This window comes from Acinetobacter sp. V104_13, assembly GCF_031798995.1.
Taxonomy (GTDB): Bacteria; Pseudomonadota; Gammaproteobacteria; order Pseudomonadales; family Moraxellaceae; genus Acinetobacter; species Acinetobacter pittii.
Genome location: NZ_JAVQNP010000013.1, coordinates 1 through 13,594 on the forward strand (window position 1 = coordinate 1; position 13,594 = coordinate 13,594).

The following is a 13,594-nucleotide window of genomic DNA, read 5'->3' on the forward strand; positions in this document are numbered from 1 at the left end:
AGCGGGAGCTGGATTTGAACCAACGACCTTCGGGTTATGAGCCCGACGAGCTACCAGACTGCTCCATCCCGCATCAATAAACTGCTTGCACTCAACTTTCTGGTTCAAAGTTGGTGCGGAAGGGGGGACTTGAACCCCCACGCCCGAAGGCACTACCACCTCAAGGTAGCGTGTCTACCAATTCCACCACCACCGCAGCTTGTGGGACGCATTCTAGTCCTTCCAACTGCAAAAGGAAAGCCTTATTTCGAATTATTGACTCGATTTTGGTGCATTTGGTGAAGTTTCAGGCGATGTCGTTTGAACAGGTGCTGTAGTTTGTACAGTTTTCAAGCTATATGCATCCGTAGTCTGTTTTTTTGCAAAAACAGCTAGAGTTAAACTCGTCACAAAAAACAAGGCTGTTAAAACTGCAGTAAGGCGAGTAAGGAAGTTACCTGAACCCGATGCACCGAATACAGTTGCTGCTCCGCCACCGCCGAAAGAAGCACCAGCATCAGCACCTTTACCGTGTTGCACTAGAATCAAGGCAATCATCAGTACCGCTAAAATAATATGTACGATCAGTACAAAAGAGTGCATACCCTATCCTCGTTATTTACTTTGTGCAAAGGCTTGTACAATTTGATAAAAAGATGCTGCATTTAGTGAAGCGCCACCTACCAACGCACCATTAATATCTGGACATGCTGCCAATTCGACTGCATTTTCAGCTTTTACACTACCGCCATATAAAATCGCAATGTCTGAACCCGCTGAGGTAATCTGACTTAAACCTTCACGAATCTTAGCATGCATTGCCTGTGCATCTTGTGGAGAAGCAGTTTTACCTGTCCCAATTGCCCAGATTGGCTCATAGGCAATTACAATTTGCTTTTGCCACTGCTCAGCAGTAACTACAGGAGCAATATCACAAATTTGTTGCAATACAACTTGCTCTGCCAAACCTTGTTCACGTTGTTCGAGGCTTTCACCAACACAATAAATGGCAGTCAAGCCTGCATTTAAAGCATTTTGGAGTTTAGCTTTCAAAATTTCAACGTTGTCACCAAAAATATCACGGCGTTCAGAATGACCCACCAATACAAAGTTAATTTGGCTATCTTTTAATAATTCTGCACTGACTTCGCCAGTATAAGCGCCAGTACCTGCTACACGTGATACGTCTTGTGCAACTGTATATACTGTTCTTGCAGCATCCTGCAATTGTGTTTGTACCATTGCAAGTGCAATAGAAACCGGAGCAACCCCTACATGACAGCTTTCATCTGCAATTTGGTCTTGTTGCAATAGTTGTTTAAATTCTTCTATAAGTTGTTTGGCATTGGCACGCATTGGGTTCATTTTCCAGTTGCCAACTACCCAAGGCGTAATCGTCGAACCCGACATACGGCTCACCTTTCATCAAAAATGCAGCACATTCTACACGCATTTATACAAATTTCAGATACTTTTCTTTAACAGCTTTGCCCATATCTTTTCTACTCATTGAAAACAGTTATAAAAGTTTATTGAATCTAAAGAATCATCTTTCAAAAATTAATGAATAAAAACTTCGACTAGTTCAAGCTTTGGCGAATGGATCAAGACCAGAGCATCATTTTCTCAGGTAGTAATTTTCGATAACAAAAGTATAATTTTTTATATACCAATTATAAACATATGACCACAGGTAGGCAGATGTCAGTCATACATACATCTCCAAAATTTTCGGGGTTTTTTCGACGATTAGTCGAAGAAAAACATGTGTCGGCAGCGACCATGCAAACAGCATTAGATGCAGCAAAAAGAGCTAAGCGGGATACGGTTGCGTACCTGATTGAAGAGGTTAATCTCTCCCCTTCTTTATTAGCTGAAACAATTTCTATTGAATTTGCTGAACCATATTTTGATCTGGATGTTTACGATACTAGCCAAATTCCCAAAGATTTGGTCGATCAGAAACTGATTTTAAAACATCGGGTCTTACCTCTTATACAAAGAGGGCAGATTTTATATGTCGCGACCAGCAATCCAAGTAATATTGAAGCGATCGATGCTATTCGCTTTAATAGCAAGCTGATGGTTGAGCCAGTTATTGTCGAGCACCATAAGCTTGAGAAAATTCTGACGCAGCAATTTACCGAAGAAAGCAGTTTCGAGTTTAGTGATGAAGAGTTTGATCTTGATGTAGACCTTGAAGCTCCACCCTCACAAGAGGATGAGGAAGAAACACCTCAAGGCGATGAAGCACCTATTGTTAAATATATTAATAAATTACTCATCGATGCGATTCGTATGGGAGCTTCAGACTTGCATTTTGAACCCTATGAAAAATCATATCGGGTCCGTTATCGAGTCGATGGTGTATTGCGTCAGATTGCAAATCCTCCTTTGCAATTGGCTAACCGTTTAGCTTCACGCTTAAAAGTCATGTCCCAAATGGATATTTCCGAAAAGCGAGTCCCTCAAGATGGTCGTATTAAGCTCAAGCTATCGAAATCTAAAGCAATTGATTTTCGTGTGAACTCTCTTCCGACCTTATTTGGTGAAAAACTGGTTCTGCGTATTCTCGATCCATCTAGCGCGATGCTCGGAATTGATGCTTTAGGATATGAAGAAGATCAGAAAGCTCTTTTTTTAGAAGCACTCGATAAACCACAAGGTATGCTTCTAATTACAGGCCCTACTGGCTCTGGTAAAACGGTATCTTTATATACAGGCTTAAATATTTTAAATACTGAAAGTTCGAATATTTCCACAGCCGAAGATCCAGTTGAAATTAACCTTGAAGGAATTAATCAGGTTAACGTCAACCCGAAAGTAGGTCTGACTTTTTCTGCTGCACTTAAATCATTTTTACGTCAAGATCCAGACATTATTATGGTCGGTGAGATTCGTGATTTAGAAACGGCTGAAATTGCGATTAAAGCTGCGCAAACTGGTCACATGGTCATGTCCACACTACATACCAATAGTGCTCCAGAAACACTGACTCGCCTACGCAATATGGGCGTTCCATCCTTTAATATCGCAACATCAGTCAACTTGGTTATTGCACAGCGTTTAGCACGTCGGCTATGCCCGCAGTGTAAAATACCTACTGACATTCCTAAACAGAGCCTATTAGAAATGGGCTTTACCGAACAAGATCTGACTCATCCCGATTTTCAAGTTTTCCAGCCTGTCGGTTGTACTGAGTGTCGTGAAGGCTACAAAGGCCGTGTCGGTATTTACGAGGTAATGAAAGTTACACCTGAAATTTCCAAGATTATTATGGAAGATGGCAATGCTTTAGAAATCGCTGCTGCTTCTGAAAAACTGGGGTTTAATAATCTGCGTCGTTCAGGATTAAAGAAAGTCATGCAAGGTGTAACTTCCTTACAAGAAGTTAACCGCGTGACCAGTGAATAAAAGACAATTTAAAATAAGGATAATTCATGACTGTCAAAAAGGCACAAATGATGCCGACTTTTGCTTATGAAGGGGTTGACCGTAAGGGCATAAAAATTAAGGGCGAACTTCCAGCTAAGAATATGGCCTTAGCCAAAGTCACCCTACGCAAACAAGGTGTAACTGTCCGTAATATTCGAGAAAAGCGTAAAAATATTCTTGAGGGTTTGTTCAAAAAGAAAGTATCAACGCTCGATATCACGATTTTCACGCGACAACTTGCAACCATGATGAAAGCTGGTGTCCCACTGGTACAAGGCTTTGAAATTGTAGCGGAGGGTCTAGAAAACCCAGCCATGCGCGAGGTGGTACTCGGGATTAAAGGTGAAGTTGAAGGCGGTAGTACCTTTGCTTCAGCTTTAAGGAAGTATCCTCAACACTTCGATAACTTGTTTTGTTCTCTTGTAGAGTCTGGTGAACAATCTGGTGCGCTTGAAACCATGTTGGACCGTGTGGCAATTTACAAAGAAAAAAGTGAATTACTTAAGCAGAAAATTAAGAAGGCTATGAAATATCCAGCAACGGTTATTGTAGTTGCTGTGGTTGTTACCATTATTTTGATGGTTAAAGTAGTGCCTGTTTTCCAAGACCTGTTTTCTTCTTTTGGTGCAGATTTACCTGCATTCACCCAAATGGTCGTAAATATGTCGAAATGGATGCAGGAATACTGGTTCATTATGATTATTGTGATTGGAGCAGTGATTGCTGCCTTTCTGGAAGCCAAGAAGCGCAGTAAAAAATTCCGTGATGGATTAGATAAACTTACACTGAAACTACCTATCTTTGGCGATCTGGTTTATAAGGCGATTATTGCCCGTTATAGCCGTACTTTAGCCACCACGTTTGCCGCTGGTGTTCCGCTCATTGATGCGCTTGAGTCAACGGCTGGTGCAACCAACAATGTCATTTATGAAGAAGCCGTCATGAAAATTCGTGAAGATGTTGCTACTGGTCAACAACTCCAATTTGCAATGCGTGTTTCAAATCGTTTTCCATCTATGGCTATACAAATGGTCGCAATTGGTGAAGAATCTGGTGCACTAGACAGCATGCTCGATAAAGTTGCCACTTATTATGAAAATGAAGTTGATAATGCCGTTGATGGTTTAACTTCAATGATGGAACCTTTAATCATGGCAATTTTAGGGGTGCTCGTAGGTGGTCTAGTGATTGCGATGTATCTTCCAATTTTCCAAATGGGCTCAGTCATATAATGCAAGAAATTATTGCTTATTTTATTCAGAACTTAACTGCACTTTATATTGTAGTCGCACTATTGAGCCTATGTATTGGTAGTTTTTTGAATGTGGTGATTTATCGCACCCCGAAAATGATGGAACAAGATTGGCAGCAGGAATGTCAAATGTTGCTTAATCCCGAACAACCCATCATTGAGCATGAAAAGCTGACATTAAGTAAACCTGCTTCATCATGTCCAGAGTGTCATCAACCGATCCGTTGGTATCAAAATATTCCAGTTATAAGCTGGTTAATGTTAAGAGGAAAATGTGGCCATTGCCAACATCCTATTAGCATTCGTTATCCAGCGATTGAATTACTCACGATGCTATGTTCATTAGTAGTCGTCATGGTTTTTGGTCCAACCCTACAAATGCTTTGGGGGCTAGTGCTCACTTGGATTTTGATTGCTTTAACATTTATAGACTTTGATACTCAGCTACTACCTGACCGTTTCACCCTACCTTTGGCTGCTCTCGGCTTAGGTATTAATACCTTTAGTATTTACACCTCGCCTAACTCAGCCATTTGGGGATATTTAATCGGCTTTTTATGTCTTTGGATTGTGTATTACTTATTTAAAGTGATTACAGGTAAAGAAGGTATGGGTTACGGCGACTTTAAACTGCTTGCCGCATTAGGCGCGTGGATGGGGCCATTAATGCTGCCATTAATTGTGCTATTGTCATCTTTACTAGGTGCAATTATTGGCATCATTTTACTAAAATTGCGCAATAATAATCAGCCCTTTGCGTTTGGGCCCTATATTGCCATTGCGGGTTGGGTTGCCTTTTTATGGGGTGACCAGATTATGAAAATTTATTTGGGAGGTTAAGATGGCTTTTATTCTGGGAGTCACAGGTGGTATTGGCAGTGGAAAATCTGCTGCAACACAATGGTTTGAATCCCAAGGAATCCAAGTCGTCGATGCCGATATTGTTGCTCGCGAAGTGGTTGAAAAAGGCCAACCTGCCCTTCAAAAAATCCAACAAACTTTTGGAGATTGGGTACTTCAACCCGACGGCAATCTAGACCGCCGTGCACTACGTGAATATATTTTTCAAAACCCTGAAGCAAGACAAACGCTTGAGAAAATCACGCATCCAGTCATTCGCCAATCTATTATTCAACAGCTACAAAACCCAAAAAGTCCTTATGTGATTTTAGTTTCACCCCTACTTTTTGAAACCAACCAGCATGAATTGGTTAATCACACTCTATTAGTTGATGCGAGTGAACAAACTCAAATTCAGCGTGCAAGCCAGCGAGATGGGCAAAACCAAGAACAAATCCAGAAAATTATTGCAGCACAAATGCCACGCGAGCGTAAACGTGAACTTGCCAATGACATTGTGTTTAATGACGGATTACTCGAACATTTATATCAGCAATTAGAACCTTTACATCAAAGCTATTTGAAGCGCGCTAACTAATCTTGCTTATTTTGCTGCTGAATCTTTTGTGCCAAGCTATCTTGTCGAAACCAGCGCCAAGGTTGTAAGGCACCGATTCCCATTCCCACCAAGCCCACAACAATCGATGGACTTAATGACTCATCAAGTAAAGGTACAGCTAAAATGGCAGCAATAAACGGTGCCAAAGTAACAATACTTCCTGTTTTAAAAGCACCAAGTCGCTGAATCGCTGCTACATAAGTCAAAGTTGCGATAATAACAACAAACACACCGTGGAAAATGCCCTGTATCGCTAGATGAACAGGACTAACTTCCATGAAGTGTTTAGGTAAGAATAAAGCATAGATGGGTAAGTAAATAATTGCAGACCAAATCGCAACACTCGCCATAGAGTGCCATGCGGAAAGTTTCCACTGTTTAAGTAATACAGTGAAAATGCCCCACCAAATCGCACTAATAAAAAGAAGTAAATCCCCCATGCCAAAAGCAGAAGCATTACCTTGCAACATCAACACACTCATGAGAGCCAAGGCAGTGATCATAATTGCAAGACTCACCCATGTATGCTTATCAAATGGTTGTCTAAATAAAATGTATGCTGCAATTGCAGTACAAATAGGAATACAACCATTTAAAAAAATGGCAGCATGTGCAGCGGGAGCATAGAGAAATGCGGTGTAGACGGTAAGACAATAAATGACTCCGCCAATGAGCGCCAAAATAACAGCGTGCTTACTCCATAAAAAAGCGAGATCTTTCTTATAGATCAAAATCGGCATTAAAATTAAGAAGGCGATAGCAAAGCGCAGTGCAGCGATGTCCCAAGCACTGATGTGCCACTGTGCATTTAAACGGGCAAAAAGTGTAAACCCGCCCCAAATGCACATGGTCACCAATACAAAAAAATAACCTTGCTTACGGGGAGACATATCAAGACTGCTTACAAACTAGAAAGGCAGCTAGATTATACCTCAGAACGCTGACGGCAAGCCTCATAAAGTGCCATACCTGTTGCCACACTCACATTTAGACTCTGTAAATTTCCAGACATCGGAATATAAACTTTATGATCACACTGTGCCTGTGTAATTGGGCGTAAACCCGTATCTTCTGCTCCCATCACGATCACGACTGGGCCAGAGAAATCACATTTTTGAATTGGCATTGCACTTTCATCAAGCATAGTGCCAATCACACGTGTATGAGTCGTCTCTTTGAGATGGGCTAATGTACGAGCCAAGTTTGTGACTTGAATAAATTTAACTTTTTCAGCTCCACCCGCTGCAACTTTACGAGCTGTTGGGGTTAAACTTGCTGAACGATCACGAGGTACAATTACTGCTTGCACGCCCATTGCAGCAGCGGTACGGATGCAAGCCCCTAAGTTATGCGGATCTGTCACCTGATCTAATGCCAGCAATAAAGCATCTGGGGTTTCAGCTAAGATCTGATCTAGATCTTTTTCATTTAAAGTCGGATGCGGACGTACTGCTGCAACCACGCCTTGATGAAACGGTAGACCTGCAAGCTTTTCGAGACTATCACGGCTTGCTTTTTGTACACTAATTCCAAAAGGCTCTGCCAATTGCAAAATCTTTTGCAAACGCTGGTCATCCCGTCCTTTTAAAGTAAACAGGGTTAGCACACGTTCCGGTTCAAGTTCTAACAATGACTCCACTGAATGAACGCCATAATAATATTCCGGTTTTGCCATGCATGACCTCTAACAACGTTTGAGCAAAAAAATAAAAATCCTGCAAAGCCAACTTCACAGGATTTCTTTGGGCATAGTGTACCCGATTTGAATAGGAATTTCTTAGCCTTCTAAATGGCACACGTAATCGAGCACTTCATCAGTTTCGATTTTAAAAAGACTATTACCAGGCACATAAAATGATTGGCCTGCACGGAACAACTCACTTTCATTACTGTCCGCAATTGTTACGCGGCATTCACCTGAAATAATTTCCATACGCTCAGGAACATGGGTTTCAAAAGTTAAAGCTTGCTCAGTCGGCAAAATAACACCTAGTGTTTTTTTTGTTCCATCTTCAAATTGCACGGTATGGCTGATACATGCTCCACCAAAATAAACGTTTGATTTTTTGATGACCGTTACATGATCAAATTGGGTTGAACTCATGCACACTCTCCAGATAATGCCGTATTTATATAAATTATGATGAATGTAGTTTAATTGTGCCTAAATAACTAATCAATCAGTTTTCATACGGATAGACTTGTAATTTCCACTGCTGTGCCTGAATTTTTTTGGCAAAAGCATAAGGTAAGTTAATCTCAATATTTCGACTATTCGACACAATTGCATCGTATCTGCAAACTTCGACCTGATTTTCATCTAGAAGTACCCAACACACTCTCTGTGCAGTTGGATGGGCAACTGCTGTAGCAACTACCGGTGAACCGTCATTCATTCCTACATGAAAATTTTCGCTGTCGTTTTGCATTAACGCCAGATCATAAGCTGGAAAATCGATAGCATCTGAATCGAATTGCTGGCTATCGTGTATAAGCACACTTTGTTTTAAAGTCGGCCAAATACAGTAGCGCAAATAATGCTGATCCATCACCCGATTATCCAGATAACGTCCGGTGGCAACATAATCCCTGATATGTGCTTCAATATTATGAAAAATCCCCGTACATCCACCCCACATTCCCGCCAAAATTAACTCGGTATGAGAATAATTGTCTCGCATTAAGTGAAACCATTTATCACTCTTGAGCCAAGCATCTACAGCTACTTTTTCGCGGTGCGAGACAATGGAGTCGGCATCACGTATCAGAAAACGCTTAATTGTCGGATCATCCATTACAAAAAAGCGCCAAAACAAACCAGATAGCTGTTTTTGAGAATCTGTAACTTGAATAACTTGCGCGCCCTTCTCTTTTAAACGCTGTTGCACCAGTACTGGCACAGTATCATCGACATAAAAGCGACACGTCCATTCTGGATAAATTTGTTTGGCTAGCTGAATATTTAAAATAGAGGTTTCACAATAGCGAGGATTTGCCCCAAACAATGAAAAAGCAATAATATTTTCTTGAGGGTTTGCACTAAATGCCGATGGTACCTGATCTGGAATCGCCAAAACAGGTTCGCTCTTCGCTAGTTCTTTTTTGGTTGCAATTGCCAAACGCCCAAATTTGATTGTTTCTTCTTTTTTCTTTAAGTGATGACAAACTTCTGTGAGTCCATCATATAAGTTTGTATTTACGTTAGCTCCACTTGCTTGAATCGCTTGTAAATAATGTTGATAGGCATCGTTATAACGGCCTAAGCGTAATTCGGTATAAGCTAAATCTGATAAGGCACCAGCATGCTTGGGAACCAAATTAACAGCTTGTTTAACATATTGATAAGCTTTGGCATAATCCCCTTGTGCTGCTGCCTGTTTAAATGCATTAAAATGCTGATTTAAAATTTTATTCATTTCCGCAGGATTATTTTTTTTATGGCGGTTGATCATCCCTATTGGTGGTTTCGGTAAGCTTAATGTTTTTTTCATTGTAAATATCCGCAATCTTGCTGTTCTATAATTTCAGTTAGAATAATAGATCACTTGTAGCAAATTCAAAACTTCTCTATCTTTAACCCATAATTTGGCGCGTTGGATGCGTTTATGCTCACACATTTAACTTTAATTAATTTTGCATTAGCTGATCATTTGGCTATTGATATAGAACAAGGATTTAATGTTCTAACAGGCGAAACAGGTGCCGGAAAATCATTATTACTGGATGCACTCTCTGCCTGCCTAGGGGAACGTACAGATACAAATTATGTCCGTTATGGTTCGGACAAAGCGGATATTACCGCTGTTTTTACCTATCAAAATAATAGTCCTGAAGCAAAATGGCTCCAAGACCACGAGCTAGATGATGATTCTGGGGAAATTCATTTACGTCGTGTTATTTTTGCAACTGGCCGTAGTAAAGCATGGGTCAATGGACGCCCAAGTAGTCTATCTGAACTCAAAGAATTAGGCCGTTTGCTCGTTCAGCTCTATAGTCAGCACAGCCAGCAGCAGCTGCTTGAACCACCTTATCCAAAGCATTGGTTAGATCGTTATAACAATTTTTATGCTGAAGCAAATGATGTACGTGAAGCCTATAGCACATGGCAACGTACTATTCGTTTGCATCAAGCAGCCTTAGATGCACAAGCAACCCGACTGCAACGTATTGGTACTTTAGAGCATCAAATTGAAGAGCTCGAAGAGGTCATTCAAACTGACTATAAAGAAATTGAGCAAGAGTTCGATCGCCTTAGTCATCATGAACATATCATGCAAGATTGTAGCTATAGCCTAAATGTGCTTGATGAAGCTGAGCAAAACATTACTCAAGAAATGTCTTCGATTATTCGTAGATTAGAATCCCACGCGGGCCGCAGCGAACAACTTTCCGAGATTTATAATTCTTTACTCAATGCTCAAAGTGAAATAGATGATGCAACGGCAAACTTGCGTCAATTTATTGATCGTCAAAGTTTTGATCCAGAGCGAATGGAAGAGCTCAACTCTAAACTTGAAGTTTTCCATCGTTTAGCACGTAAATACCGCACTCAACCAGAAACGCTTAAAGAAGAATACGAAGCTTGGCAAAGCGAGCTTGAGCAATTGCATCAACTTGAAGACCCAGAGACTCTGGCAGAACAAGTTGAAAAGTCACATGAGGAGTTCTTAGAGAAAGCTCAGCATTTAGACCATATTCGCCGTGAAGCTGCTGCCCCACTTGCTAAACAATTAACCGAACAAGTTAAACCTTTAGCGCTGCCAGAGGCACATTTTGAGTTTAAGTTTGAACCACTAGAGCAACCTACCGCTGAAGGCTTGAGTTTTATTCAACTATTATTTACTGCCAATAAGGGTATTCCTCCACAACCATTAGCACGAGTAGCTTCAGGTGGTGAACTTTCACGTATTGCACTTGTCATGCAAGTTATGAACGCTGAAAAAACCGAAGCAGAAGTGTTAGTGTTTGATGAAATTGATGTTGGTATTAGTGGTGGTACAGCAGAAGTTGTGGGACGTTTACTTGCTGACTTAGCCCAACATGTTCAACTTTTATGTATTACTCACCAAGCACAAGTTGCTGCTCAGTCAGATCAGCATTTATTAGTGAAGAAACAGCAAACTGATCCAGCAAGCAGTACCATTGTACAACTTGATGAAAATCAAATTATTTCTGAGTTAGCACGCATGTCAGGCGGTGTTGAAATTAATGAAACAACCTTGCAACACGCAAAACAATTACGCCAACTTAAATTTCAGGCTTCTTCAAATTAATAAAAAATGAGAGAAAAAGATTGGCGAAATCCGATTAACTCTTGTATGTTGATAAAAAGAACCTATATAGATAAAAGGGTCGAGAGACCCTCTAGTGACATTTTTTGAGGGAGAACCGCTTAGGTGACCAAACAATATCTGACTCACCGTTGTCTGATTGCCCCGCCAGAAATGGCAGATGACTTTTTCGCAAACACTGTAATTTATCTTGCCCGTCATGATGAAGAAGGTGCTCAAGGCATTATTATTAACCGCCCTTCCGGCATTCAAATTAAAGAATTACTCAATGATCTCGACATTGAAGCAGACAATGTAAATCCACATGTGGTTTTACAAGGTGGGCCATTACGTCCCGAGGCTGGATTCGTTCTTCATACTGGACAACCGACATGGCATTCATCTATCGCTGTAGGTGAAAATGTTTGTATTACCACCAGTAAAGATATTCTTGATGCGATTGCCCACAATGAAGGTGTTGGTCGATATCAAATTGCTTTAGGTTATGCGAGCTGGGGTAAAAACCAGCTAGAAGATGAAATTACACGCGGTGACTGGCTCATTTGTGATGCCGATATGGACCTAATTTTTAACCTGCCTTATGACGATCGTTGGGATGCAGCTTATAAAAAAATCGGTGTAGATCGTGCTTGGTTAGCATCTGAAATCGGACATGCTTAATGACCGAAACACAAACAAAATCGATTATGGCTTTTGACTTTGGCACTCAAAAAATGGGAATGGCGATTGGCCAGTCTTCAATTGAAAGTGCCAATCCCCTCCCTCTATTTGTGATGAAAGATGGTATTCCAAACTGGGATCAGCTCTTAAAAATCGTGAAAGAATGGCAACCTGATCTATTTTTGGTTGGTTTGCCTTTGAATATGGATGATAGCGAGTCAGAACTTTCTACACGTGCTCGCAAATTTGCGAGACGTTTACGCCATCAAACCAATATTGAAACATTAATGGTAGATGAGCGTTTAACTACACGTGAAGCACGAGAAGAACTCGGTTTCTACCAAGAGCAAGGTCGAGCAAAAAAGCTTTCGGCAGATAGTTTTGCAGCCGCCTTACTCATTCAGAGTTGGTATCGAAATCCAGTCGGTTTAACACCGTAAGAACTAAAAAAGGAAGGCTAAAGCCTTCCTTTTTTAGTTCTCGTTTTATTTCTCGATAATATGCACAGTTGCCGTACGTCCAGAGACAAAAGCAAGCTGGTTCTTTGGTGTTTCATCCAATACAATTTTCACAGGCACACGCTGCGCTAAACGAACCCAACTGAACGTTGGATTTACATTGGCAAGAAGTTTAGAGCTGCTTGAGCGTTCACGATCTTCAATACCTGATGCAATACCTTGTACATGGCCTTTAATTTTTTGGCTATCACCCATTAACTGTACACTGGCCTGATCGCCGACATGAATACGGTTTAATTTAGTCTCTTCAAAATAGCCCACAACATAGAGTTGTTTACGGTCAAGTAATGCTGCAACAGCCTGCCCAACTTGAACATAGTTACCTGGGCGCATATCAAAGTTAGATAAAGTACCATCAGCTGGAGCAATCACCGCAGCACGATGCATATTAAGCTCGGCCAAATGCAAGTTGCTCGTTGCCGCCTCAATCAGAGCCTGTTGTTGCTTAACAGTTGCTTCCGCTTGTTGAATAGCAGCTTGGAGTTGCTCATGTTCAGCATGAGATTGATCACGTGTTGCGAAAACTTGATCTTGTTCTTGTTTAGAGATAGCGCCATCCATAAGATTTGAGTAGCGGCTTGCGTTTTTCTCGGCTAACTTAATATTCGTATCCGATTTAATCAGGTTCGCTTTTGCTTGTGCTAAACCCGCCTGCGCTTGGGCAAAGGCTGCATTTGCTTTTGCTAAATCAGATTTTGCCTGCTCTACATCTAAAGCTCGGCGGGAAACATCAATTTTAAAGAGCACCTGACCTTTTTTCACAGTCTGGTTATCTTGAACCAATACTTCTGTCACAAGCCCCGCGACATCCGAAGATACTTGAATAACGTCACCACGAACTCGACCATCACGCGTCCACGGCGCTGCATTATAGTAATTCCATAAATGCACAATGGTATAGACCGCCACCATTAATGCGACAATCAAAATTACTGGACGGATGACTTTTTTCAAATCCACCTGATTCATTTCACTCACCTAACTCAATCTTTAATTTCGC

General features: G+C 41.0%; 14 protein-coding genes and 2 tRNA genes. 7 read left to right on the forward strand and 9 right to left on the reverse strand.

Annotated elements, in window-relative coordinates; translation table 11 throughout:
* From RMB06_RS03160 to tpiA, 4 genes are all read right to left on the reverse strand, one after another.
* Positions 1 to 72: transfer RNA gene (locus tag RMB06_RS03160), tRNA-Met, on the reverse strand.
* Between the two features lie 39 nt (positions 73 to 111).
* Positions 112 to 196: transfer RNA gene (locus tag RMB06_RS03165), tRNA-Leu, on the reverse strand.
* A 56-nt stretch (positions 197 to 252) separates the two neighbouring features.
* Entirely contained in the window at positions 253 to 582 is a 330-nt protein-coding gene (secG, locus tag RMB06_RS03170; RefSeq protein WP_016142373.1) for a preprotein translocase subunit SecG, read from the reverse strand.
* Between the two features lie 12 nt (positions 583 to 594).
* The gene (gene tpiA, locus RMB06_RS03175; RefSeq protein WP_104080647.1) at positions 595 to 1,389 is read right to left on the reverse strand and encodes a triose-phosphate isomerase; all 795 of its coding nucleotides are present in this window, start codon (positions 1,387 to 1,389) and stop codon (positions 595 to 597) included.
* Between the two features lie 291 nt (positions 1,390 to 1,680).
* On the opposite strand from tpiA, the gene pilB reads away from it, so the two are divergent.
* Genes pilB through coaE form a run of 4 tightly spaced genes read left to right on the forward strand, consistent with a single transcriptional unit; the run spans position 1,681 to position 6,104 of the window.
* Positions 1,681 to 3,393 (forward strand): type IV-A pilus assembly ATPase PilB, encoded by a 1,713-nt coding sequence (pilB, locus tag RMB06_RS03180; RefSeq protein WP_311078287.1) that lies wholly within the window; start codon positions 1,681 to 1,683, stop codon positions 3,391 to 3,393.
* Between the two features lie 26 nt (positions 3,394 to 3,419).
* Positions 3,420 to 4,646, forward strand: coding sequence for a type II secretion system F family protein (locus RMB06_RS03185; RefSeq protein WP_002114869.1), 1,227 nt, complete (start codon positions 3,420 to 3,422; stop codon positions 4,644 to 4,646).
* On the forward strand, positions 4,646 to 5,506 hold the full coding sequence (locus RMB06_RS03190; RefSeq protein ID WP_311078290.1) for an A24 family peptidase: 861 nt from the start codon (positions 4,646 to 4,648) through the stop codon (positions 5,504 to 5,506). The genes RMB06_RS03185 and RMB06_RS03190 overlap by 1 nt, the downstream gene beginning before the upstream one ends.
* A 1-nt stretch (position 5,507) precedes the next feature.
* Positions 5,508 to 6,104, forward strand: a complete 597-nt coding sequence (coaE, locus tag RMB06_RS03195) for a dephospho-CoA kinase (protein WP_311078292.1) — start codon at positions 5,508 to 5,510, stop codon at positions 6,102 to 6,104.
* On the opposite strand, the gene RMB06_RS03200 is transcribed toward coaE, so the two are convergent.
* The 4 genes from RMB06_RS03200 to RMB06_RS03215 all read right to left on the reverse strand — a co-directional run bounded on the left by RMB06_RS03200 (position 6,101) and on the right by RMB06_RS03215 (position 9,616).
* Positions 6,101 to 7,015 carry a DMT family transporter gene (locus RMB06_RS03200; protein ID WP_005079347.1) on the reverse strand — a complete coding sequence of 305 codons (915 nt, stop codon included), beginning with the start codon at positions 7,013 to 7,015 and terminating at the stop codon, positions 6,101 to 6,103. The genes coaE and RMB06_RS03200 overlap by 4 nt on opposite strands.
* Positions 7,016 to 7,050: 35 nt before the next feature.
* Positions 7,051 to 7,800 carry a 23S rRNA (guanosine(2251)-2'-O)-methyltransferase RlmB gene (gene rlmB / locus RMB06_RS03205; protein ID WP_005079348.1) on the reverse strand — a complete coding sequence of 250 codons (750 nt, stop codon included), beginning with the start codon at positions 7,798 to 7,800 and terminating at the stop codon, positions 7,051 to 7,053.
* Between the two features lie 102 nt (positions 7,801 to 7,902).
* Positions 7,903 to 8,229: a pyrimidine/purine nucleoside phosphorylase gene (locus RMB06_RS03210; protein ID WP_002115102.1), complete on the reverse strand. Its 327-nt coding sequence runs from the start codon at positions 8,227 to 8,229 to the stop codon at positions 7,903 to 7,905.
* 76 nt (positions 8,230 to 8,305) lie between these two features.
* Entirely contained in the window at positions 8,306 to 9,616 is a 1,311-nt protein-coding gene (locus tag RMB06_RS03215; RefSeq protein ID WP_311078298.1) for a tetratricopeptide repeat protein, read from the reverse strand.
* A gap of 114 nt (positions 9,617 to 9,730) precedes the next feature.
* Here RMB06_RS03215 and recN point away from each other — a divergent pair, with 114 nt between their 5' ends.
* The 3 genes from recN (at position 9,731) to ruvX (ending at position 12,516) form a co-directional block, all read left to right on the forward strand.
* Positions 9,731 to 11,398, forward strand: coding sequence for a DNA repair protein RecN (recN, locus tag RMB06_RS03220; protein ID WP_069122154.1), 1,668 nt, complete (start codon positions 9,731 to 9,733; stop codon positions 11,396 to 11,398).
* Positions 11,399 to 11,521: 123 nt separating this feature from the next.
* Entirely contained in the window at positions 11,522 to 12,076 is a 555-nt protein-coding gene (locus tag RMB06_RS03225; RefSeq protein WP_002114753.1) for a YqgE/AlgH family protein, read from the forward strand.
* Positions 12,076 to 12,516: a Holliday junction resolvase RuvX gene (gene ruvX / locus RMB06_RS03230; RefSeq protein ID WP_311078304.1), complete on the forward strand. Its 441-nt coding sequence runs from the start codon at positions 12,076 to 12,078 to the stop codon at positions 12,514 to 12,516. Before RMB06_RS03225 ends, ruvX begins: the two co-directional genes overlap by 1 nt.
* A gap of 45 nt (positions 12,517 to 12,561) precedes the next feature.
* On the opposite strand, the gene RMB06_RS03235 is transcribed toward ruvX, so the two are convergent.
* A complete protein-coding gene (locus RMB06_RS03235; RefSeq protein ID WP_002114928.1) occupies positions 12,562 to 13,563 on the reverse strand; it encodes an HlyD family secretion protein in 1,002 nt (333 codons plus the stop codon).
* Between the last annotated feature and the right edge of the window lie 31 nt (positions 13,564 to 13,594).